Source organism: Gordonia sp. DT218 (assembly GCF_049847105.1).
Taxonomy (GTDB): domain Bacteria; phylum Actinomycetota; class Actinomycetes; order Mycobacteriales; family Mycobacteriaceae; genus Gordonia.
In genome coordinates, this window is sequence record NZ_JBNCNS010000001.1 from 247,751 (window position 1) to 269,202 (window position 21,452).

Annotated in this window: 20 protein-coding genes; 11 read left to right on the plus strand and 9 right to left on the minus strand. The window is 66.5% G+C overall.

Going from position 1 to position 21,452, the window contains the following annotated elements:
* Nucleotides 1-26 precede the first annotated feature (26 nt).
* Nucleotides 27-593 carry a DUF4245 domain-containing protein gene (locus tag ACPXCG_RS01145; RefSeq protein ID WP_425788299.1) on the minus strand — a complete coding sequence of 189 codons (567 nt, stop codon included), beginning with the start codon at nt 591-593 and terminating at the stop codon, nt 27-29.
* A 103-nt stretch (nt 594-696) separates the two neighbouring features.
* Here ACPXCG_RS01145 and ACPXCG_RS01150 point away from each other — a divergent pair, with 103 nt between their 5' ends.
* The 5 genes from ACPXCG_RS01150 to ACPXCG_RS01170 all read left to right on the plus strand — a co-directional run bounded on the left by ACPXCG_RS01150 (nt 697) and on the right by ACPXCG_RS01170 (nt 6,445).
* Nucleotides 697-2,184, plus strand: a complete 1,488-nt coding sequence (locus ACPXCG_RS01150; protein WP_425788301.1) for an ABC transporter permease subunit — start codon at nt 697-699, stop codon at nt 2,182-2,184.
* On the plus strand, nt 2,181-2,972 hold the full coding sequence (locus ACPXCG_RS01155; RefSeq protein ID WP_425788303.1) for an amino acid ABC transporter ATP-binding protein: 792 nt from the start codon (nt 2,181-2,183) through the stop codon (nt 2,970-2,972). The genes ACPXCG_RS01150 and ACPXCG_RS01155 overlap by 4 nt, the downstream gene beginning before the upstream one ends.
* Nucleotides 2,973-3,057: 85 nt before the next feature.
* A complete protein-coding gene (gene glpX, locus ACPXCG_RS01160) occupies nt 3,058-4,050 on the plus strand; it encodes a class II fructose-bisphosphatase (RefSeq protein ID WP_164307001.1) in 993 nt (330 codons plus the stop codon).
* Nucleotides 4,051-4,129: 79 nt separating this feature from the next.
* The gene (locus tag ACPXCG_RS01165; RefSeq protein ID WP_425788305.1) at nt 4,130-5,530 is read left to right on the plus strand and encodes a class II fumarate hydratase; all 1,401 of its coding nucleotides are present in this window, start codon (nt 4,130-4,132) and stop codon (nt 5,528-5,530) included.
* Nucleotides 5,531-5,752: 222 nt separating this feature from the next.
* On the plus strand, nt 5,753-6,445 hold the full coding sequence (locus ACPXCG_RS01170) for a PIG-L deacetylase family protein (protein ID WP_425788307.1): 693 nt from the start codon (nt 5,753-5,755) through the stop codon (nt 6,443-6,445).
* Nucleotides 6,446-6,482: 37 nt separating this feature from the next.
* Here ACPXCG_RS01170 and ACPXCG_RS01175 read toward each other — a convergent pair whose 3' ends face one another.
* From ACPXCG_RS01175 to ACPXCG_RS01195, 5 genes are all read right to left on the minus strand, one after another.
* Nucleotides 6,483-7,484, minus strand: coding sequence for a L,D-transpeptidase family protein (locus ACPXCG_RS01175; protein WP_425788309.1), 1,002 nt, complete (start codon nt 7,482-7,484; stop codon nt 6,483-6,485).
* Between the two features lie 496 nt (nt 7,485-7,980).
* The gene (locus tag ACPXCG_RS01180; RefSeq protein WP_425788311.1) at nt 7,981-9,282 is read right to left on the minus strand and encodes a PhoH family protein; all 1,302 of its coding nucleotides are present in this window, start codon (nt 9,280-9,282) and stop codon (nt 7,981-7,983) included.
* A 303-nt stretch (nt 9,283-9,585) separates the two neighbouring features.
* The gene (locus tag ACPXCG_RS01185; protein ID WP_425788313.1) at nt 9,586-10,458 is read right to left on the minus strand and encodes an acyl-ACP desaturase; all 873 of its coding nucleotides are present in this window, start codon (nt 10,456-10,458) and stop codon (nt 9,586-9,588) included.
* A 58-nt stretch (nt 10,459-10,516) separates the two neighbouring features.
* The gene (gene glyA / locus ACPXCG_RS01190; RefSeq protein ID WP_425790417.1) at nt 10,517-11,794 is read right to left on the minus strand and encodes a serine hydroxymethyltransferase; all 1,278 of its coding nucleotides are present in this window, start codon (nt 11,792-11,794) and stop codon (nt 10,517-10,519) included.
* A gap of 41 nt (nt 11,795-11,835) precedes the next feature.
* Nucleotides 11,836-13,074 carry a DUF885 domain-containing protein gene (locus ACPXCG_RS01195; protein WP_425788315.1) on the minus strand — a complete coding sequence of 413 codons (1,239 nt, stop codon included), beginning with the start codon at nt 13,072-13,074 and terminating at the stop codon, nt 11,836-11,838.
* Between the two features lie 51 nt (nt 13,075-13,125).
* On the opposite strand from ACPXCG_RS01195, the gene coaA reads away from it, so the two are divergent.
* Nucleotides 13,126-14,067, plus strand: a complete 942-nt coding sequence (coaA, locus tag ACPXCG_RS01200; RefSeq protein WP_425788317.1) for a type I pantothenate kinase — start codon at nt 13,126-13,128, stop codon at nt 14,065-14,067.
* Between the two features lie 2 nt (nt 14,068-14,069).
* Here coaA and ACPXCG_RS01205 read toward each other — a convergent pair whose 3' ends face one another.
* Both ACPXCG_RS01205 and ACPXCG_RS01210 read right to left on the minus strand, forming a co-directional pair.
* Nucleotides 14,070-14,555, minus strand: coding sequence for a carboxymuconolactone decarboxylase family protein (locus ACPXCG_RS01205; protein WP_425788319.1), 486 nt, complete (start codon nt 14,553-14,555; stop codon nt 14,070-14,072).
* The gene (locus ACPXCG_RS01210) at nt 14,552-15,307 is read right to left on the minus strand and encodes an SDR family oxidoreductase (RefSeq protein ID WP_425788321.1); all 756 of its coding nucleotides are present in this window, start codon (nt 15,305-15,307) and stop codon (nt 14,552-14,554) included. The genes ACPXCG_RS01205 and ACPXCG_RS01210 overlap by 4 nt, the downstream gene beginning before the upstream one ends.
* A gap of 97 nt (nt 15,308-15,404) precedes the next feature.
* Between ACPXCG_RS01210 and ACPXCG_RS01215 the strand changes: the two genes are divergently transcribed.
* Complete coding sequence (locus ACPXCG_RS01215; protein WP_425788323.1) at nt 15,405-16,883, plus strand: PLP-dependent aminotransferase family protein; 1,479 nt, start codon at nt 15,405-15,407, stop codon at nt 16,881-16,883.
* 30 nt (nt 16,884-16,913) lie between these two features.
* Here the strand turns inward: ACPXCG_RS01215 and ACPXCG_RS01220 are convergent, their stop codons facing one another.
* A complete protein-coding gene (locus ACPXCG_RS01220) occupies nt 16,914-17,696 on the minus strand; it encodes an isoprenyl transferase (RefSeq protein WP_425788325.1) in 783 nt (260 codons plus the stop codon).
* 46 nt (nt 17,697-17,742) lie between these two features.
* Between ACPXCG_RS01220 and trhA the strand changes: the two genes are divergently transcribed.
* The 4 genes from trhA (at nt 17,743) to ACPXCG_RS01240 (ending at nt 21,450) form a co-directional block, all read left to right on the plus strand.
* Nucleotides 17,743-18,414, plus strand: a complete 672-nt coding sequence (trhA, locus tag ACPXCG_RS01225; protein ID WP_425788327.1) for a PAQR family membrane homeostasis protein TrhA — start codon at nt 17,743-17,745, stop codon at nt 18,412-18,414.
* A 127-nt stretch (nt 18,415-18,541) separates the two neighbouring features.
* Nucleotides 18,542-20,158, plus strand: coding sequence for an alkaline phosphatase D family protein (locus ACPXCG_RS01230; RefSeq protein WP_425788329.1), 1,617 nt, complete (start codon nt 18,542-18,544; stop codon nt 20,156-20,158).
* Between the two features lie 90 nt (nt 20,159-20,248).
* Entirely contained in the window at nt 20,249-20,863 is a 615-nt protein-coding gene (locus ACPXCG_RS01235) for a ClpP family protease (protein ID WP_425788331.1), read from the plus strand.
* Nucleotides 20,860-21,450 (plus strand): ClpP family protease, encoded by a 591-nt coding sequence (locus tag ACPXCG_RS01240; RefSeq protein WP_425788333.1) that lies wholly within the window; start codon nt 20,860-20,862, stop codon nt 21,448-21,450. Before ACPXCG_RS01235 ends, ACPXCG_RS01240 begins: the two co-directional genes overlap by 4 nt.
* The last annotated feature ends 2 nt before the right edge of the window (nt 21,451-21,452 follow it).

Sequence of the window (21,452 nt, forward strand, 5' to 3'; positions counted from 1 at the left end):
GCGGCCGACCGGGTACGACGTCGAGGTCAGGCCCCGCTCGGTAGTGGTTGCTGTGCGAGCACGGCGGTGGCGATCTCGGCCATGTCGTCCTCGGGGCCCCGGGACAGGACAGCGATCCGGACGTCCCCGAGATCGGTGATCCAGAACTTCTTCTCGTCCGATGTCGAGTACGTGACCCATTCTCGGCCGCCGACCTGCCGGGTACCTGTCCCCAGCGCTTCCCCGCCACCGAGGTGGACGACCAGGTCCTCCTCTGTGGCGTCGGTCTGGCTGAGCTGCACGTACGCCCCCACGTCGGAGATCCATCCGACGTTGCTCACCCGGGTTCCGCCCACCGCCTGGGTCGATCCAGAGTTCGGCTTCCAGCCGTCCGGCGTGGCCGGCTCACGGATCGGGAAGGGGAGATCGCGGGCATCTGCCTGCAGGGCGGCCGACATGTCGAAAGCGGGCGTCTTGTCGTCGGACGCCTGACCCGAGAGCCCGACCGAGCAATTGCCCGACGCAATCGCGACGATCGCGCAGATGATCAGCAGCGGGATCAACGACCAGATCATGTCCTTGCTGCTGTGCAGGATGCGGGGTTTGGCGGCCATGGAACGAGTATCCCAAGGTCCATCGCGTGACCCGACGGCGCCCATCCCACCGGGAGGGGCGCAGACCCTGTTCAACGGGCGCGCGAGCCTGTTGAGTGGTCCCATGGGACGCCTCAGACGCTCGGTACCCGCCCTGTGCCTCGTGATGCTGCTCGTCGTCGCGGTATCCGGCTGTGGGGGCAATTCGTCGACGGGCATCGAGGGCATCCGCGACTCCGGAGTCCTGCGAGTGGGCACCGAGGGCACATACTCGCCGTTCAGCTACCACGATCCGACGACCGGCCGGCTCTCCGGTTACGACGTCGACGTCGCGAACGCAGTCGCCGAGAAACTCGGCGTACGCGCAGAGTTCGTCGAGACACCTTGGGACTCGATCTTCGCGGCGTTGGGCGCCGACCGATTCGACGTGGTCGCCAACCAGGTGACGATCACACCGGAGCGCCAGGCGAAATACGATCTGTCCGAACCCTATTCGGTCGGCGAAGGGGTGATCGTCACCCGCGCCGACGACTCCTCCATCCGGTCGCTCGCCGACCTGAGCGGCAAGGTCACCGCCCAGTCCTCCACCAGCAACTGGGCCCAGGTCGCCCGGGACGCGGGGGCCCGGGTCGAGTCCGTCGAGGGATTCACGCAGGCGATCAAGCTGCTGAACCAGGGCCGCGTGCAGGCCACGGTGAACGACAGCATCGCGGTTTACGCGTATCTGGCCGAGACCGGCGACACCAGCGTCAAGATCTCCGCGAAGACCGGCGACACCAGCGAGCAGGCTTTCGCCGCACGCAAGGACAGCCGGATCGTCGGCGACATCAACAAGGCTCTGGACGAACTCAAAGCCGATGGAACCCTCAGCCGGATCTCGCAGAAGTATCTGAAGGCCGACGCGAGTGGCGCCCCGGCGGCCGCATCCGCGGGCAAGGAGGCCGCGTCCCGCAGCACCTGGCAGCTGATCACCGACAATTTGTGGCCGATGGCTCGGGCCACCATCACCATGACCATCCCGCTGGCCGCGATCAGCTTCGTGATCGGCCTGGTCATCGCGCTGGCGGTGGCGCTGGCCAGGCTCTCCACGAAGAACGCGGTCTCGTGGATCGCGCGCGCGTACATCTCCGTGATCCGCGGAACGCCACTGCTCGTCCAGTTGTTCATCATCTTCTATGCCCTGCCGGAACTCGGGGTGAGCGTGCCACCCTTCCCGGCCGCGGTGGTCGCGTTCTCGCTGAACGTCGGCGGCTATGCCGCCGAGATCATCCGCAGCGCGATCCTGTCCGTGCCGAAGGGACAGACCGAGGCGGCCCAGACCATCGGTATGGACTACGCGACCACGCTGCGCCGCATTGTGTTGCCCCAGGCCGCCCGCAACGCCGTGCCGGGTCTGTCGAACACGTTGATCTCGCTCGTGAAGGACACCTCGCTGGCCTCGACCATCCTGGTGACCGAACTGCTCCGGGTCGCCCAGATCGCGGCCGCGCCCACCTTCGAGTTCTTCGCCCTCTACACCACGGCGGCGGTCTACTACTGGATCGTCTGCGTCGTGTTGTCCGGTCTCCAGGGCCGGCTCGAGAATCATCTGGGAAGGTTCGTGACGACATGACCGACAACCCCATCGTCCCGTCCCCGACAACCGGCGACGGCACCCTGATCGACGTCGACGGCCTCCGGAAATCCTTCGGCGACAACGAGGTACTCAAGGATGTCGACTTCTCGGTCCCGGCCGGGAGTGTGACCGTGATCCTGGGCCCGTCCGGCTCCGGCAAGACCACCATCCTGCGGTCCCTCAACGCGCTCGACCGGCCCGATTCCGGGATCATCCGCGTTGCGGACGTCACCATCGACTTCGGCGGCACGTACGGCAAGGCCGACATCGCCCGATATCGCCGGCAGAGCGCGATGGTCTTCCAGAACCACAATCTCTTCCCGCACAAGACGGTGCTGGAGAACGTCATCGAGGGTCCGGTCATCGTTCAGAAGCGTCCGCGCGCCGATGCGGTGGCCGATGCGGAACGGCTCCTCGCCGACGTCGGCCTGACCGACAAACGAGATGATCACCCCGACCAACTGTCGGGAGGCCAGCAACAGCGCGTCGGCATCGTCAGGGCGCTCGCACTGCAACCCAAGGTCATGCTCTTCGACGAACCGACGTCTGCGCTCGATCCCGAACTCGTCGGTGATGTGCTGACGGTCCTCAAGGATCTCGCGGCGCGGGGGTGGACGATGGTGGTGGTCACCCACGAGATCCGGTTCGCCCGGCAGGTCGCCGATCAGGTCATCTTCGTCGACGACGGCGTGGTGCGCGAGCGCGGAACCGCCGAGCAGGTCATCGATGAGCCGGCTCAGGACCGGACGCGGCAATTTCTGCGCCGACTGCTCGATCCGCTCTGACCCGGCTGACCAAACGCTCGGTGTGACATGCAAGGATGAGAGCCACCTGCCGCATTGTCATCGCTGCCACGCCGAGGAGTCCGACATGTCCCCGTCCCCACAGGCCCCCGATCGCAACCTGGCCATGGAGTTGGTCCGAGTCACCGAGGCGGCGGCCCTCGCGGCCGGCCGATGGGTCGGTCGTGGTGACAAGAACAGTGGCGACGGAGCTGCGGTCGACGCGATGCGCGAACTCCTGTCGACCGTGTCGATGCGTGGCGTCGTGGTGATCGGCGAGGGCGAGAAGGACGAGGCGCCGATGCTCTACAACGGCGAAGAGGTCGGTGACGGCGACGGCCCGGACTGCGACGTGGCAGTCGATCCCATCGACGGGACCACGTTGATGGCCGAGGGCCGCCCGAACTCCATCGCGGTCATCGCGGTCAGTGAGCGCGGCACCATGTACGACCCGTCCGCGGTCTTCTACATGGACAAGATCGCCGTCGGCCCGGAGGCCAAGGGCGCCATCAACATCAATGAGTCCGTCAGCTGGAACATCAACTCGGTCGCCAAGGCCAAGGGCATCGATGTCGCGGACCTCACCGTCATCGTCCTCGACCGTCCGCGTCATGCCGACCTGATCGGTGAGATCCGCCAGGCAGGCGCCAAGATCCGTCTCATCTCCGACGGCGACGTCGCCGGTGCGGTGGCCGCGGCCGACGACTACTCCACCGTGGACATGCTGATGGGCGTCGGCGGTACCCCCGAGGGCATCATCACCGCCGTCGCGATGAAATGCATGGGCGGCGAGATCCAGGGCAAACTCTGGCCGCGCAACGACGAGGAACGTCAGAAGGCGATCGACGCGGGCCACGACCTGGACCGCGTCCTGACCAACGACATCCTGGTCCGTGGCGAGAACTCCTTCTTCTGCGCGACGGGGGTGACCAACGGGGACATGCTCCGCGGCGTCACCTACCGCCCCAACGGCGCCACCACGCGCTCGCTGGTGATGCGCTCCAAGTCGGGCACCATCCGCCGTATCGAGTCGGTCCACCAGCCGTCCAAGTTGCGCGAGTACGCCCGCCTCGATCTCTGACCGAGATCTACGCGTAGGACTTGCGAAAGTCTCTGCAGCCCACCCTTTCCCGAGAGCACACGAGGATGGTTGTCTTCACATGACCGAACAGCAGTACCGCATCGAGCACGACACCATGGGCGAGGTCCAGGTCCCCATCGACGCACTCTGGCGCGCCCAGACGCAGCGGGCCGTGGAGAACTTCCCGATCAGTCACCGCCCGCTCGAACGGACCCAGATCCGGGCGATGGGTCTGCTCAAGGCGGCCTGCGCGCAGGTCAACAAGGACCTCGGCCTGCTCGACGCCGAGAAGGCCGACGCGATCGTCGCCGCGGCCAAGGAGATCGCCGACGGACAGCACGACGATCAGTTCCCGATCGACGTCTTCCAGACCGGCTCGGGTACCAGCTCCAACATGAACGCCAATGAGGTCATCGCCTCCATCGCCAAGGCCAACGGCGTCGAGATCCACCCCAACGACCACGTCAACATGTCGCAGTCGTCGAATGACACCTTCCCCACCGCGACTCACGTGGCCGCCACCGAGGCCGCGGTCACCGATCTCGTCCCTGCGCTCGACCACCTGCGACTCGCCCTGTTGGACAAGGCGACCCAGTGGCGCGACGTGGTGAAGAGCGGCCGCACCCACCTGATGGACGCCGTCCCGGTGACCCTGGGCCAGGAGTTCAACGGCTACGCACGCCAGATCGAGGCCGGCATCGAGCGCGTCACCGCCACGCTCCCCCGCGTCGGCGAACTGCCCATCGGCGGGACCGCGGTCGGCACCGGCCTGAACGCTCCCGACGGTTTCGGCACCAAGGTCGTCGCGGAGCTCCGTTCGCTGACCGATGTCGAGGCGCTCTCACTGGCGAAGGACAACTTCGAGGCGCAGGCCGCACGGGACGGACTCGTCGAACTGTCCGGTCAGCTGAAGACCATCGCGGTCTCACTCACCAAGATCGCCAACGACATCCGCTGGATGGGATCGGGACCGCTGACCGGCCTCGGCGAGATCCACCTGCCCGACCTGCAGCCCGGATCATCGATCATGCCGGGCAAGGTCAATCCGGTTCTGCCGGAGGCCGTCACGCAGGTCGCGGCGCAGGTCATCGGCAACGACGCCGCGGTCACCTGGGGGGGCGGCAACGGCGCGTTCGAGCTGAACGTCTACATCCCGATGATGGCGCGCAACGTGCTCGAGTCGCTGAAGCTGCTGGCCAACGTGTCCCGCCTGTTCGCGGACCGCTGCATCGTCGGCCTGGACGCCGACGAGGAGCGGCTGCGCACCCTCGCCGAGAGTTCGCCGTCCATCGTGACCCCGCTGAACAGTGCGATCGGCTACGAGGAGGCCGCCGCGGTTGCCAAGCAGGCGCTCAAGGAGGGCAAGACGATTCGCCAGACGGTGATCGATCGAGGGCTCATCGGTGAAAAGCTGTCCGAGGCCGAACTCGACAAGCGCCTCGACGTGCTCAAGATGGCGAACCTCGACCGCGAGCGCTGAGCCCCCCCCCCCCCCCGATCCGGCACACCTCCCAAGCGCCGAGCGGGTACAGAAATCCGTCGATCGTGCACAGATCTTCGCCGACCGTGCGCGTACTTGGTCGGCCGCGCACGCTCGACGGATCGGTGTGCACGCTCGACGGAATTCTGTACCCGCTCGGCGGAACAGTCACATACCCCGACACGCCACCAACACGTCGTATCCGCGCGTAGCTTCGTCAACATGACGACTCAGCTGCGCCCGTTCCCGGTCGACTGGCAGACCGCGCTCGTCCTTGTCGCACACCCCGACGACCCGGAGTACGGGATGGCGCCCGCGGTCGCGCGTTGGACCGCAGAGGGCCGGCACATCGTCTACGCGCTCGCGTCCAGCGGGGAGGCGGGCATCGAGGGGATGGATCCAGCCGAGGCAGGCCCGGCCCGGGAGGCCGAGCAGCGGGCGTCCGCAGCGGTCGTGGGTGTCGACGAGGTGGAGTTCTGGGGATTTCCCGACAGTGCGATCCGCAACACCCCGGAACTGCGTACCCAGATCCAGAAGACGATCACGCGGGTGACGCCCGACCTGATCCTCTCCCTCTACGGCGGCCCGGAATGGGCTCCGGGACAACCCAATCAGTCTGATCACATGGAGTTCGCCGCCGCCGTCATCCAGGCCTACGATGCCCTCGACCCGATCACCCGTCCCCGGCGGCTCTTCGAGAACGGCCCGAGCGCGACCCATGCCGTCGACGTCACCGATCAGATCGAAGTGGCGGTGAACTCCCTTGCCGCCCACGCGAAGTACCTGTCGGTGCTGGACCCGCCGACGCCGGTCGTCGTGCAGGCCCGCCGCCAGATCGACATGGTGACCGCACCGCGCGACGACTTCGACAATCTGCGCGCCGCCTGTTTCGAACTGAAGCGGGGACCGGAGTGATGAATCACCACCGGTCCCCGACCTCAGGAGTGAAGAACTAACTACCGGAGGTTGTCCCGAACAGGGACGGCACCAGGCTGGTCAACTGACCGAGCAGCTGGGTCAGCTCATCGGCACCGGGCATCGCCGGCGAATCGGCGTTCGGTGTGGTCGAGTTGGGTCTCGTCGAATTGGGTCTCGTCGAATTGGGTGTGGTCGAGTTGGGTGCGCTCGATTGCGGTGCGGTCGAACTCGACGGGGGCCCACTCTGATTGACGCCGATGGAGATCTTGGGATGCTTCGCCGGGTCGAGCCACACCAAGACCTTGCGCATGAGCTCCTTGTCGATCGCCACGCATCCCTGTGTCGGCTGATTGTTGGTGACGTGCAGGAACATCGCCGATGCCTTACCGGGTGTGCGCTGCGGATTGTGCGCGATGTTGACCGCGTAGTCGTAGACCGGCCCGGAATCGTAGAGATTCTCGCTGTCCCCACCGGGGCTCTTCGCCTGCCGGACCATCGTGTTGTACGTGGGCGACTTCATGTTCGAGTCCCACCAGTCCTGGCGGTCGACCTTCTTGTACGGCATCTTGGTGCCGGGGTTCGCCAGACGTCCGAAGGCCTGATCGAGACCGAAGGTGCCCTCCGGGGTGCGAGGGACGTTGTCCTTGGGCTCCCCCATACCGAGTGAGCCGAGAAATGCCTTCGTCGGACCGATGACGGGTTTCCAGGACCCGTCGGTACCCCGCTCGAAACCCGTCAGTGTGGCGCTGGCGTCGTTGGCCTTGGGAGCAGTCACGACGATCATCTGACGCGTGTCGGCCTCTGAACTGCTACCGCCGAGATTTCCGGCAAGACTGTTCAGCAGGGTGTCGAGCAACGGGATGCCCGTCTCCGGGATCACCGGCGAGGCCGGTGCGGACGACTTCGGTGGCGTCGACGGCGACGTCGGGGTCATCTGAGTCGACGGGGTCGTTGTGCCCGGAGCGGCCAGGGCTGGGCCCGCACCTCCGGCGACGGCGGCGAGCACCGCAATCGCCAGTAGTCCCAATAACCTCATTCGCCTCATCAGTAACTTCAGCACCACATCAGTGTGCCAGTGCGCAAGTGCGCATGAGTCACGTGATGATCACGGTGCAATATAGATCGAATCACCACGACAAGGCCCCCGGGGACGACGGCGCCGGCCACCCACTCAGCAGATCACGGTGCCGACAGGTAGGTTCGACGCAGGTCGGGGACGTATGCCCCCGACCTTGCCACGAAAGGGGAATGCACCATGGGCTCATTCGACACCATCACCGCCCTGTGGGCGACGCTCGCGGAACTGATCGCCGCAGGCATCCCGCTCGGATCATCCTGAGCATCGCTGCCGCACCGGTAGGTGACCGGTGCGGCAGCGCCGGGGCGATGGTCACCGTCGCCGTCGCATCGGACACCGCAGAGACCGATCGCCGAGCTCACAACGATCCACCCCACCTGCGCGACACCTCCGCCGAAGCGGAGATGATCAGCCCAGATGGGGTGGATGTTGCGATCGATGGCCTGCCGGGGGGTCAGTCGGCCCCGGGCGCGAACTCCTCCAACATCTCGGTCACCAGCGCCGCTATCGGCGAACGCTCGCTACGGGTCAGCGTCACGTGTGCGAACAGTGGATGGCCCTTCAACTTCTCGATGACCGCCGCGACACCGTCATGGCGGCCGACTCGCAGGTTGTCGCGCTGCGCGACGTCGTGCGTGAGCACCACGCGCGAGCCTGCGCCCAGCCGGGACAGCACGGTCAGCAGTACGTTGCGCTCGAGTGACTGCGCCTCGTCGACGATCACGAACGAATCGTGCAACGACCGCCCACGAATGTGCGTGAGAGGCAGGACCTCGAGCATGCCCCGACTGAGCACCTCCTCGATCACCTCGGGCGACGCGAGACCCTCCAACGTGTCGAAGACTGCCTGCGCCCAGGGGCCCATCTTCTCCGACTCACTGCCCGGAAGATAGCCGAGCTGTTGTCCGCCAACCGCATACAGCGGCCGGAACACGACGACCTTGCGCTGCGTGCGGCGCTCCAGCACCGCTTCGAGACCTGCGCACAATGCCAGCGCCGACTTACCGGTGCCCGCCTTGCCGCCCAATGAGATGATGCCGACACTGTCGTCGAGCAGGAGATCGAGCGCGACGCGCTGTTCTGCGGACCGACCGTGCAGACCGAAGGCCTCCCGATCGCCGCGCACCAGCTGCACCCGTTTGTCCGCGTTCACCCGGCCGAGCGCGCTCGACCCGTTGCCGAGGATACGAATACCGGTGTGGCACGGCAGTTCTCGCGCCTCGTCGATATCCACCACACCCTCCGAGTACAGGGTGTCGACGACGGTGGTGTCCACGTCGAGTTCCGTCATCCCCGACCAGCCGGAGACCACGACGTCCTGGGCGTGATATTCGTCGGCCGCGAGGCCCACGGCACCCGCCTTGACCCGCAGCGGGGTGTCCTTGGACACCAGGGTCACGTCCTTGCCTTCCGCCCGCAGATTCAGCGCGCAGGCGAGGATTCGGGAATCGTTGGTCTCGGTACGGAAGCCGGCGGGCAACACCGCAGGGTCGGTGTGGTTGAGCTCCACCTGAAGCGTGCCGCCCTCGTCTCCGATGGGTAGCGGAAGGTCGAGACGGCCGTGCTCGAGACGGAGGTCGTCGAGCATCCGCAACGATTCCCGCGCGAACCAACCGAGTTCGTGATGGTGGCGTTTGCCCTCGAGCTCACCGATGACCACCAGCGGCAGGACCACGTGGTGTTCGGCGAAGCGCAAGACCGCCCAGGGATCGGACAGCAGCACGGAGGTGTCGAGGACGTAGGTCCGAGTGGTCACGTAGGGCTCCTACGTTTGTGCGGCGCCCGCACAAACCGGTTGCGACGACCGGCTGGTTCTTGCCCGTCTCGGCTGGTCAGCCGAGGTGGACGAGGACCGGGGCCGGCCCCCTCGCGTTGCTGGTACACACCACGAATCGAACCTCCCGGACGAACCGCTTCCCCGCGGCCCGTCACTGGTCAACGTACGCCGACACACCCCTCTCGGCGCGTCCGAAAGGGGTGTGTCGGCGTGAATTATGCGTTAACGGGAATTGCCCGGTGATGCACCTGCAGGCAACCGGACAGAGCGGCGCGGGACCGTTCAGCCCGCGGCGCCGGCCATCGCCAGAATGCGCTGACGTGCGGCCTCGGCATCGTCGGTGAGCTCGTGGAGGTTGTCCAGCTTGAGCTGGTCGACCAGAGTCGCGGCGATCGCGGCGCGTGTGGTGTCGTCCTCGTAACCGGCGATCAGGGCACGCTCGTCATCGAAGTCGACGACGTCGGAGCCGAGTGGCTCGATGTCGGTCAGTGCGCGATCCAGTGCTCGGACGGTGGCTTCCTGATCCGCAACGAGCCCGGCGTTCAGGAATGCCGCGAACGTCTTGGCCTGCAGGGCGTCGTCTCCGGCGATCTTTGCGAGGATCTGTTTGAAGGAGTCGTCGGTCGTCGCGACGGAAAGCTTTTCGACGAACGCGACACACTGGTTCTCGTGGACCGCCATCAGCGCGAGCACGTCCAGCGGGCCGATGCTGGTGACATCCTCGGTGTGCTGCCGATAGCCGGCGGTCACATGGATGCGACGCCGTTCCTCGGCGTCCACCGGATCGATCGCACGGGTGACCACCAGATAGTCACGCAGCACGATGGCATGCCGGTTGTCCTCGGCGGTCCACACGCCGACCAGCTGACGCCAGTCGGAGAACGCCGGGAAGTGGATCGCGAGAACGCGATGGTACGACGGCAGGTTGTCCTTGGTGAGGAGCAGTGCCAGCACAGCGGCCCGCGCCTCGTCGGACAGGGATGCCTGCGACGGATCCCAGTCGTCGCCGCCGAGAAAGGCGAAGTTGCGGCCCGACTCCCACGGCACCCAGTCATGCGGGTTCCACGGGTTGGCCGCCGCCTGGTGGTCCTCGGCGATCTCGGGAAGCGCCTTCTCCAGCGCGATGATCAGCTCGTCCTCGGTCAATGCGTTCATCGTCAGACAGGATAGGCACACCCGGTGCGGTAGGCCAATCCCGTCCTGCGCTCCGGGGTCAGACCCGGCTCATCAGACCCCACTCTTCGAGCCCGTCGTAGAGCGGGAAGTCGAGTGCGAGATGTGAGACGCGGCCACGCAGCGACGACACGTCAGCGTCCTGGCCGGCCGCGAGCGCAGTGCCGATGATGTCCGCGACCTCGGTGAACTGTTCGTCACCGAAGCCTCGGGTCGCGAGCGCGGGCGTACCGATGCGCAGGCCCGAGGTGACCATCGGCGGACGCGGATCGAACGGCACCGCGTTGCGGTTCACCGTGATTCCGATCCGATGCAGCAGATCCTCGGCCTGCTGACCGTCGAGTTGACTGTTGCGCAGGTCCACCAGGACGAGATGGACGTCGGTGCCACCGGTCAGGACGGACACGCCCGCCTTCTCGACATCGGAGCCGGTGAGACGTTCGGCCAGCAGCTTCGCACCCGAGAGCGTGCGGCGCTGACGCTCGGCGAACTCCTCGGTCCCGGCGATCTTCAGAGCGACGGCCTTGCCCGCGATCGCGTGCATCAGCGGTCCGCCCTGCTGTCCGGGGAACACCGCCGAGTTGAGCTTCTTCGCCCAGTCCTGCTTCGCCAGGATCAACCCCGACCGCGGACCGCCGAGGGTCTTGTGGATGGTCGACGACACGACGTCGGAGTGCGGAACCGGCGACGGGTGCAGGCCCGCCGCGACCAGTCCCGCGAAGTGGGCCATGTCGGTCCACAGGTAAGCGCCCACCTCGTCGGCGATCGCCCGGAACGCCTCGAAGTCGAGGGTCCGCGGGTAGGCGGACCAACCCGCGCAGATCACCTTCGGCCGGACGTCCAGCGCGATCTTGCGCACCTCGTCCATGTCGATCCGGAAGTCCTCTTTGCTGACCCCGTAGAAATGGTTCTCGTAGAGCTTGCCGGAGAAGTTCAACCGCATCCCGTGGGTCAGGTGACCGCCGTGGGCGAGATCGAGTCCCAGCAGCTTCTCACCGGGGTTCATCAGGGCCATCAGCACCGCGGCGTTCGCCTGTGCGCCCGAGTGCGGCTGAACGTTCGCGAAGTCGGCACCGAACAGTTCCTTGGCACGATCGCGCGCGATGTCCTCGACGACGTCGACGTACTCGCACCCGCCGTAATAGCGGCGGCCCGGGTATCCCTCCGCGTACTTGTTGGTGAGCACACTCCCCTGCGCCTGCAGGACCGCGCGCGGAACGAAGTTCTCCGAGGCGATCATCTCGAGCGTGTCGCGCTGGCGGCTCAGCTCGCCGTTCATCGCAGCGGCAACGTCCGGGTCGAGTTCGGCCAGGGACATCGAATTCAGGCTCATGGTCGACAAGTCTATGGGCCCCACGCTCAGGCTCCGAGTTCGGCTCTCAGCTGCGACGGGGTGAGCGGTTCGTCGAGTAGCCGGCCGAACCGGACGAGGCGGTCGTGATCGGGTACCGCATCGAGCCACGTACCCAGCAACCGGTAGCCCTCGACGTAGGTGGAGATGTAGGCCCGCCACAGCGGCGAGGTGAGGAATCGCAACATCTGACGGGCCCTCGCGGGTGGCGCGAGGAGCCATCGCTGCAGGAAGTCCGCCACCTCGTTCTGGTCAGCGTGCCGGTCGTGCAGGAGCAGTGCCGCATCCTGACGCACTCCGAGCAGACCGCTCGACGCGCGCGACATCCGCTGGGCCCGCTCACCGTCGAAACGCAGGCCCAGATCCGCGTAGATCTCCTGCGCCCACAGTCCCCAGTCCGGTCCGATCGCGGCGACGAGCGCATGGTCGGCGAGCCCCTCGGCCATCAGGCACTGCGGTGTGTTCACCAGGAAGATGCTCTGCTCCTCCTGTCCACCGCCGACCAGGAGTTCCTCCTTCCGGCAGTGCTCGGTGTGGTGGCCCGGGTATGCCTCGTGCGCGATCAGGTGCGGCAGCGACGACATGTACTGCGTGAGATCGACATTGATCGCGACGCGGGAGTGGTAATCGCCGAGGTAGTAGTTGAAACCCGACCATGGTTTGTCGGTGACCACGTCGAACTCGACCAGCTCGCTGTCCGGGAGTCCGAACGCCGACCGCACACGCTCACGCAGTGCCCCGCTGAAGGCCCGCACGCAATCATCGACGCGATCGGCCGGGATCTCGTCGGAGCGCCTGTGTGCCGCATACGCGTCAGCGAGCGCACCGCCCGATGCGTCGGGCACACCGAGTTCGACCGCCATCGCGGCGTGCGCCTCGTGGTAGGTCTGCGGATCGCCCATCGTGATGTCGACATCGAAGTACGCACGGACCTCGTCGACGAAACCGATCTCCTCGCCTGCGAACTTTCGTGCCGAGCATTCGAGCGCCGACAGGTGTGCCCCGATGAAGTCGGCCCGGTCGGATGGCAGATCACCGGGCAGTTCGCGACGCAGACCACGCGCGCGGTCCGCGAGCGTCGACGGCTCAGGGGCCAGGCCGTTCGCCACGTCGGCCCGCAGCGCGGGGTTCCCGGTGTACGCGTCGACGAAACCTTCCTCGAGGCGGTCGAAGGCGAGTCCGAGACGCAGATACTCGGTCACCGGTGCGGGTGACGCGGCGGAACGAGCGGCAGATGACTGGGCCATGAACGGAGGCTACCGACCGGGCCGAAACAGTGCGCCCTAAGCTGTAGGACCATGGCACGCGACACGACCGGGCGCGATCCCAGTCTGTATCTGGAGCTCGACCGTCGACAGTGGCGTGAACTGCGCGAATCGATGCCACTGGTCCTCAACGACAACGAGCTCCAGCAACTCGTGGGACTCGGTGAGCAGGTCGACCTCGACGAGGTCGCGGATGTCTACCTCCCGCTCTCCCGTCTGATCCATCTGCAGATCGCCGCACGGCAGCGACTCTTCGCGGCGACGTCGACATTCCTCGGTGAGCGCCAGACCAACCGCCAGGTGCCGTTCGTCATCGGGATCGCCGGCAGCGTCGCCGTCGGGAAATCGACGACGGCCCGCGTCCTCGCCGCCCTGCTCGCCCGCTGGGAGTCGCATCCCAAGGTCGACCTGGTGACCACGGATGGCTTCCTCCTGCCGACCGCGGAACTGGAGCGCCGGGGGATCATGCACCGCAAGGGATTCCCTGAGTCCTACGACCGTCGCTCCCTGCTCCGGTTCGTCACGGAGGTCAAGTCGGGTGCCCGCGAGGTCACCGCGCCGGTCTATTCCCACATCGCCTACGACATCGTTCCCGACGTGAAGCACTATGTTCGCCAACCGGACATCCTCATCCTCGAGGGGCTCAACGTGCTGCAGACCGGCCCGACGCTGATGGTCTCGGACCTCTTCGACTTCTCGATCTACGTCGATGCGAAGACGGCCGACATCGAGCACTGGTACATCTCGCGGTTCCTGCAGATGCGAACAACATCCTTCGCCGATCCCGATTCACATTTTCACCACTACTCATCGCTGACCGACGAACAGGCCACCGTTGCCGCCCACGACATCTGGATGTCGATCAACCGGCCCAACCTGATCGAGAACATCCTGCCGACCCGGCCGCGGTCGACACTCGTCCTGCGCAAGGATCGCGATCATTCGATCAACCGAGTCCGGTTGCGCAAGTTGTAGCCTCACCGGGTCCGACGCTCATCGAGCCCGGCCGGATACCGACCCGTCACGGCGATCCTGTTCCACGCGTTGATCATCACGATCGAGGCCACCACCTGACCGAGTTCGAACTCGTCGAAAAGGTCACGGGCCCTGCCGAACACGGCATCCGGGACACCGTGCTCACCGAGTCGCGTAACCGCCTCGGTGAGCTCCAGCGCCGCCCGCTCTCGCTCCGAGAACAGATGCGGCGCCTCGGCCCATACCGACACCATCCCGAGGGTGATCGGCTCCATACCGGCCGCTAGCGCATCGGAGAGATGCATGTGCAGGCAGTAGGCGCAGCCGTTCAGCTGGGACGCCCGGATCCTGATGAGTTCACCGACGGTGGACTCCAGTCCTTCCGACGACGCACGTTGCAGCGCGACGAGCGCCTTGTAGACACCGGGATTGTTGCCCGGCAACCACATCCGTCGGGTATCGGGAATGTTGTCCGAGAGGGTCGTCATGCCGCGTACTCCTTGTCCAACCATTGGTCGAGAGTCGTCGATGCGACCACCGTGGGGGCGTCGGGTACCAGACCACCGTCCCGGATCGCCTTTCCGCCGATCTTCACGCCGACCACCCATCTCGGGGCCCCCGCCCGCCGGGCGATGGCCTTGCCGATGTCGGTGAGATCGAGCACCTCGGGTCCCGCCACCTCGACGTCGGGGCCGTCCGATGCCATCACCACATCGGCCACCGCCGCCGCCGCATCCGCCGACGACAGCGGCCGGCAACGCATATGTGGCACGGCCGCCAGCGGACCGAGGCGCAACGTACTCATCATCTGCCGCGCGAGCTCGTACCACTGCGCCGATCGCACCACCGTGAGCCGATCCACGCCGAGAGCAGCGCGGTAGGTCGCCTCCTGGGCCGCCTTCCCCTGGTAGTAGCCGAACTTCGCGTTGACCGCAGGGTCGGCGGCGTTGATGATCGACAGACAGATGACGTGGCCGACACCGGCCTCGATCGCCGCGGCGGCCACGTTGGCGGCCACCGTTGCGTAGAAGTCGATTGCCGCCTTCGCCTTGGTCGTCACGATGTTCGTGCAGTCCACCACCGCGTCGGCTCCGGCGAAGCTCTCCACCAGGCCGGTGCCCGCATACGCATCGACGCCACTGGACCGTTGTGCCGCAAGCACATCGACGCCCCGGTCCCGAAGCCGGCCGCTCAACGACCTGCCGATCTCGCCGCTCGCGCCGAGTACGACCACTTTCATGTCCTGTTCCTCTCGAGACCGTCGAACCATCCGAAGTTGTCGATGTCCAGATTAGGAGCAGATTGCATCACAAAAGTGGTTCAATCCCATAGTGGATATGCAGGCCAATTCGGACCCCTGGGAACAGGTCGCCCAACGACTCGGCACGGATCTGTTTCTCGACCTGCAACCGGATCCCTCGGCGAGCGCGCGTGGCAGAGGTGCGCGGCTACGCCGCTCGCTGGCCGGGGCCCTGCGCGCCGCCATCGACGACGGGCGTCTCCCGGCCGGCACCCGACTGCCGCCGTACCGGTCCCTCGCCGCCGACGTGGGACTCGCACGCGGGACGGTTTCCGCGGTCTACCAGGAGTTGATCGCCGAGGGATGGCTGGTGGCCCGCCAGGGCTCGGGGACCCGGGTGGCCGACACCGCACGGCGGCCGGAATCCCGGCCGGCCGCCACGGTGCGGTCACCGACACCGATCCCGATTCACAATTTCGCACTCGGCCAACCGAATCCGTCCCTCTTCCCGCGCACCGACTGGGTGGCGTCCACGCGACGGGCCATCATGGCCGCCCCCGACGAGGCCTTCGGTCCCGGCCACCCGCAGGGCAGCGCTCCCTTGCGCCGGTCGCTGGCGGCCTACCTGTCCCGCGTGCGCGGGGTCCACGCCGACCCAGAGCAGATCGTCCTCACCACGTCGGTGATGCATGCCCTGGAGTTACTGTCCCGCAACATCTTCGACGAAACACTGGCCGTCGAGAGCCATGGCCTCCCATTTCACCGGGCCGTGATCGAGCGTGGCGGGACGGCGACCACCCCGATACCGATCGATGCGGGAGGTGCGATCATCGACGAACTTCCCACCCACGCCTGCGGAGTGCTCCTGACGCCGAGTCATCAGTTCCCGACCGGTGCTCCGCTGTCGCCGACCCGACGAGCCGACGTCATCGACTGGGCACGGGCCCACCGCAGGCTGATCGTCGAGGACGACTACGACGGCGAACTCCGATATGACCGTGAGCCGATCGGCGCCCTCCAGTCGCTCGGTCCCGATGTGGTGATCTACACCGGCTCGGTCAGCAAGAGCCTCTCCCCCGCCGTGCGCATCGCGTGGCTGGTCCTGCCACCACATCTGGTCGACACGGTGGTGTGGTCCAAGGGGATTCGCGAACCGGACGCCAGTGTCGTGGACCAGCTCGTCCTCGCCGATCTGATCGACTCGGGTGCCTATGACCGACACATCCGGCGCAGCAGGCAGCACTATCGGCGGCGACGCGATCGACTGACCGCACGCCTCGCCGAGGCCGGCCTCCGACTGCCGGGGATCGCCGCCGGATTGCACGCGGTGATCCCGATCCCCGCCGAGTCGGAACCGATCGTCACCGACGCCGCCGGGCGACGCGGATTCGCGTTGGCGCCGCTGTCACTGTTCCGTCACCCCGCCGCACCGGTCCCCGCCGGAGTCGGTGACTCCGACAATTCCCGAACAGGAGGCATCGTCGTGGGGTTCGGCACTCCGGCGGCCTCCACCTTCGCGGCCGACGTCGATGCCCTCGTCACCCTGATCACCGACCACCTCATCCCCGCGGGATGAGTCCACCGATGAGAGCAACCGGCGAGCCGGTCACTTGCCGAAGCGCCGGCTCCGCGCCGAGTAGTCACGGAGCGCGCGCAGATAGTCCACCCGGCGGAACTCGGGCCAGTAGGCGTCGGTGAACCAGATCTCCGAGTAGGCACTCTGCCAGAGGAGGAACCCGGACAGGCGCTGTTCACCGGAGGTGCGGATGACCAGATCCGGATCGGGCTGACCCTTCGTGTAGAGGTTGCGGTCGATCGCATCCACGGTGACGGCGCCGATCATCTCCTCCGGGTTGTCACCGGTGGCGAGACTCTCACGCAACAGCGACTGCACGGCATCGACGATCTCCTGTCGACCGCCGTATCCCACCGCGACGTTGACGTTCATCCCGTCGCGCTCGCGTGTCCGCTCCGACGCCGTCTGCAACCGAGCGGCCACCTCATCCGGGAGTTGCGCCAGTGAACCGACGATGCGGACCCGCCAATCCCCCTCCGGCCCGGAGATCTCCTCGACGATGTCGGGCACGATCTCCATGAGGGCATCGAGTTCATCGGAAGCGCGCTGCAGATTCTCGGTGGACAGCAGATAGATCGTGACCGTCGAGATCCCCAGCTCGGCACACCAGGACAGCATCTCGGCGATTCGCTGCGCACCCACACGGTGACCGTGGCTGACATCCTCGAACCCGGCATCCCGTGCCCATCGCCGGTTGCCGTCACAGATGATCGCGACGTGGCGCGGCAGACGCGACACATCCATGAGCTGAACGAGCCGGCGTTCGTAGACGCTCAGCATCGGTCGCCGGAGCCGATCGGGAAGTAGTTTCATCGCTGCCTGATCCTATCGGCTCAAAAGTTACGGTACCGTAGGTTGCGTGAGCACCCTGACGGACGACCCGATCGCGGCCATCAAGCCCCGACTGCGTGGCGTCATCCATCAATACTCCGCGTGGGTGGCCGCTTGCGCCGGACTCGCGGTGGTGATCGGAGCCGGTGTGCTGCGCGGGCCCGGCGCGGCTGTCGCCTGCGCGATCTATGCGGTGACGGTCTTCGGCGTCTTCGCGGTGAGCGCGAGCTACCACCGCATCCCCTGGAAGACGCCGCGCGCACAGGTCCGGATGAAGCGTGCGGACCATTCGATGATCTTCCTGTTCATCGCGGGAACCTATACCCCGTTCTGCGCGCTGGCCCTACCCGCGGAGGTCCGATGGTGGGTGCTCGGCATCGTCTGGATCGGCGCGATCGCCGGCGTTGCTCTCAAGCTCGTCTGGCCGTCGGCACCACGCTGGCTCGGCGTCGCGCTGTACATCCTGCTCGGCTGGGTGATCATCGCCGTCGCTCCCGCCCTGGTCAGTCACGTCGGCTGGATGGTCATCGTGCTGCTCGCCGTGGGCGGTGTGTTCTACACCGTCGGTGGCATCCTCTACGCCGCCCGCTGGCCGAACCCGTGGCCCACCACGTTCGGACATCACGAGGTCTTCCACGCATGCACCGCGGTTGCTGCCCTCATGCATTACATCGCCGTCTGGCTCGTGCTCACCGCCTGATCCAGTTCTGAGCGACACCGCCGCGGCGCATCCACGTCGACCGTGGTGACCTCGTCTTCATCCGAGCATCATCCGACATCAAGCCGCCGGACGACATCCGGTCAGTCGGCATTGGTCGGCTTACCCCATGCCCAGCAACCACCTGCCGGACGTCTCGATCACCCGCGACAAGACGCTGCGTGTCGGCATGACACGTCGCAGATTCCTCACCTGGACCGGCGTCGCCGGCGGATTGGCCGTCATCCCTGGTCTCCTCGGGGACGCACCTGCGTCGTCCGGTGCGCCCCGCCTCGGCGACCACCTGTTCACCCTCGGGGTCGCCTCCGGCGATCCACTTCCGGACGGAGTGGTGCTGTGGACCAGGCTGGCCCGGAACCCACTCGCGCGCGGTGGCGGAATGGGTGCGGCCCCGGTACCCGTCGAATGGGAGGTCGCCACCGACGAGACGATGCGCCGCATCCTCCGGCGCGGGTCGGCCCCGGCCACCGCCGACAACGGGCACAGCATCCACATCGATGTCCGCGGGCTCGAGCCGGCGCGGGACTACTTCTATCGGTTCCGCGCGGCAGGCGATATCTCCGAGGTCGGTAGGACCCGCACCGCCTCAACCGGCCGCGCGAACGCGCTGACGTTCGCCTTCGCCTCCTGCCAGTCGTGGGCCGACGGTCACTATGTCGCCTACGCCGACATGGCCTCCCATGCCCCGGATGTGGTCTTTCACCTCGGTGACTACATTTACGAGAAACCGATACCCCGCAATGGCGGGCGCCGCCGGACCAGTGCCATGCCGGAATCCGCCCACCGCGAGGCCATGGACCTCGACGACTACCGCGATCGCTACGCTCTCTACAAGCTCGACCCACACCTGCGCGAGATCCACCGGACCAGCCCGTTCGTCACGATCTTCGACGACCATGAGGTGGACAACAACTGGGCGGCAACGGTTCCCGAGGATGATCAGCCGATTCCCGCCTTCCTGCTCCGGCGGGCGCGGGGACTCAAGGCGTGGTGGGAGAACACCCCGGTGCGCGCCGCGCACCAGGCTCACGGGGCCGACGTCCGCGCCTATCGGCGCTTCGGTTTCGGCGACCTCGTGGAGTTCAACGTCCTCGACACCCGTACGTTCCGCAGTGATCAGGCCAACGGCGACGACGACACCGCGCAGAACGGCCCCACGGCCGATCCCCACCGGACGATCACTGGCGCCGCGCAGGAACGGTGGCTGCTCGACGGATTCTCGCGGAGTCGACATCGGTGGAATGTACTGGCACATCAGACCACCATCGCCGACCTCGCCCACGTGGAGAACGGCGTCCGCGAGGTCAGCATGGACGGGTGGAGCGGGTACGAGGCCTCCCGGGCCCGGGTACTCGACGGCGCGCGTCATCGCGGGGTGACCAATCTCGTGTCGATCGTCGGTGACATCCACCGCAACGCGGTGTCCGAGCTCCGATCGACCTATCGACACCAATCACCCACCGTCGGCGTCGAATTGGCCGGGACGTCGATCTCGTCGGGAGGCGACGGCGAGGACAGTGACGAAACCGACCGTGCGATCAAGGCGGCATCACCACACGTCCGATTCGGGAACGCCCAGCGCGGTTACGTCCTCAACCGCCTGCGGCCGGATCGATGGGAGGCCGAGTACCGGGTGGCCGACTCGATCGCGGCGCCGTCGGCCCGGCTGCGTCGTCGTGCCCTCATCACCATCCCGAATGCCCGACCGACCGTCGACGTGGTCTGATCGCGCGGACGCACGCTGCTCGTGGCAGCATCGTTCTGCGTGCGGCAGCGCGCCGATGCGAGACCGACGGGAGCGGCGCAGGATCGGGGCATGAGTGACGAACAACGCTTTCTCCCACTTCGCAAGCGGACCGCGGAAAACCTTCTGAGTCAACGCATCCTGATGCTCGACACGGCACTCGACGACGAGATCGGCAGCCAGCTGTGTGCGCAGCTGGTCATGCTGGCGTCCGAGGATCCGGTGGCCGACATCGGGCTGTGGATCAACTCGCCGGGTGGATCCGTCCCGGCCATGCTCGCCATCATGGACACGATGCGCCTGATACCCAACGACGTGAGCACCGTGAACCTCGGAATGGCCTACAGTGCGGGGCAATTCCTGCTCTGTAACGGGACACGCGGCAAGCGGTATGCACTCCGCCACGCCAAAGTCCTGCTGCACCAGGGGTCCGCGGGCATCGGCGGCTATGCGCCCGACATCGAGCTCCAGGCCGACGACCTTCGACACGTCCGCGACACCGTTCTGACGATCATCGCCGAGCAGACCGGCCGGCCGGTCGAGAAGATCTTCGCGGATTCGCTGCGTGATCACGTCTTCACCGCCGAGGAGTCGGTCCGGTACGGGTTCATCGACCATGTCGTCGACGATCTGGCGCAGATCCGCCCGCTGACACCGGCTTCGACAGGATTCGGGGTGGCACGATGAGTACTTACACGATCCCCAACGTGATCAGCCGGACGCCGAACGGCGAACGGGTGATGGATGTCTACAGCCATCTGCTCGACGAGCGGATCATCTATCTGGGCACGGAGATCGACGATGGCGTCGCGAACGCGTTGATCGCGCAGATCCTCCACCTCGATTCCGACAACCCCGACGCGCCGATCGACCTGTACATCAATTCGACGGGCGGCTCGGTGATGGCGACCTTCGCCCTGTACGACACCATGCAGTACTGCCACGCCCCGATCGCCACCACCTGTGTCGGGCAGGCACTCTCGTCGACTGCGCTGCTGTTGGCGGCGGGGAGTCCCGGGCGGCGGTCGGTGCTCCCGCACGCGCGGGTGCTGCTGCATCAGCCTTCGGGTCAGGGACGGGGCACCATCCCCGACCTGATCCTGGCGGCCGAGGAGATCCTGCGGGTGCGCGAAGAGATCGAGAAGGCCATGAGCCGCCACACCGGTCAGGAGGTCGAGACGCTCCGACAGGACACCGACCGGGACCGTGTGCTTCGGGCCGAAGAGATCGTCTCCTATGGACTGGCCGATCGGATCATCGATACCCGCGGGTAGCC

Bases quoted from the DNA above. Each gene is read 5' to 3' on its own strand.
- ACPXCG_RS01145 (WP_425788299.1), bottom strand. From the start codon at position 593: ATGGCCGCCAAACCCCGCATCCTGCACAGCAGCAAGGACATGATCTGG.
- ACPXCG_RS01150 (WP_425788301.1), top strand. From the start codon at position 697: ATGGGACGCCTCAGACGCTCGGTACCCGCCCTGTGCCTCGTGATGCTG.
- ACPXCG_RS01155 (WP_425788303.1), top strand. From the start codon at position 2,181: ATGACCGACAACCCCATCGTCCCGTCCCCGACAACCGGCGACGGCACC.
- glpX (WP_164307001.1), top strand. From the start codon at position 3,058: ATGTCCCCGTCCCCACAGGCCCCCGATCGCAACCTGGCCATGGAGTTG.
- ACPXCG_RS01165 (WP_425788305.1), top strand. From the start codon at position 4,130: ATGACCGAACAGCAGTACCGCATCGAGCACGACACCATGGGCGAGGTC.
- ACPXCG_RS01170 (WP_425788307.1), top strand. From the start codon at position 5,753: ATGACGACTCAGCTGCGCCCGTTCCCGGTCGACTGGCAGACCGCGCTC.
- ACPXCG_RS01175 (WP_425788309.1), bottom strand. From the start codon at position 7,484: ATGAGGTTATTGGGACTACTGGCGATTGCGGTGCTCGCCGCCGTCGCC.
- ACPXCG_RS01185 (WP_425788313.1), bottom strand. From the start codon at position 10,458: ATGAACGCATTGACCGAGGACGAGCTGATCATCGCGCTGGAGAAGGCG.
- glyA (WP_425790417.1), bottom strand. From the start codon at position 11,794: ATGTCCCTGGCCGAACTCGACCCGGACGTTGCCGCTGCGATGAACGGC.
- ACPXCG_RS01195 (WP_425788315.1), bottom strand. From the start codon at position 13,074: ATGGCCCAGTCATCTGCCGCTCGTTCCGCCGCGTCACCCGCACCGGTG.
- coaA (WP_425788317.1), top strand. From the start codon at position 13,126: ATGGCACGCGACACGACCGGGCGCGATCCCAGTCTGTATCTGGAGCTC.
- ACPXCG_RS01205 (WP_425788319.1), bottom strand. From the start codon at position 14,555: ATGACGACCCTCTCGGACAACATTCCCGATACCCGACGGATGTGGTTG.
- ACPXCG_RS01210 (WP_425788321.1), bottom strand. From the start codon at position 15,307: ATGAAAGTGGTCGTACTCGGCGCGAGCGGCGAGATCGGCAGGTCGTTG.
- ACPXCG_RS01215 (WP_425788323.1), top strand. From the start codon at position 15,405: ATGCAGGCCAATTCGGACCCCTGGGAACAGGTCGCCCAACGACTCGGC.
- ACPXCG_RS01220 (WP_425788325.1), bottom strand. From the start codon at position 17,696: ATGAAACTACTTCCCGATCGGCTCCGGCGACCGATGCTGAGCGTCTAC.
- ACPXCG_RS01230 (WP_425788329.1), top strand. From the start codon at position 18,542: ATGCCCAGCAACCACCTGCCGGACGTCTCGATCACCCGCGACAAGACG.
- ACPXCG_RS01235 (WP_425788331.1), top strand. From the start codon at position 20,249: ATGAGTGACGAACAACGCTTTCTCCCACTTCGCAAGCGGACCGCGGAA.
- ACPXCG_RS01240 (WP_425788333.1), top strand. From the start codon at position 20,860: ATGAGTACTTACACGATCCCCAACGTGATCAGCCGGACGCCGAACGGC.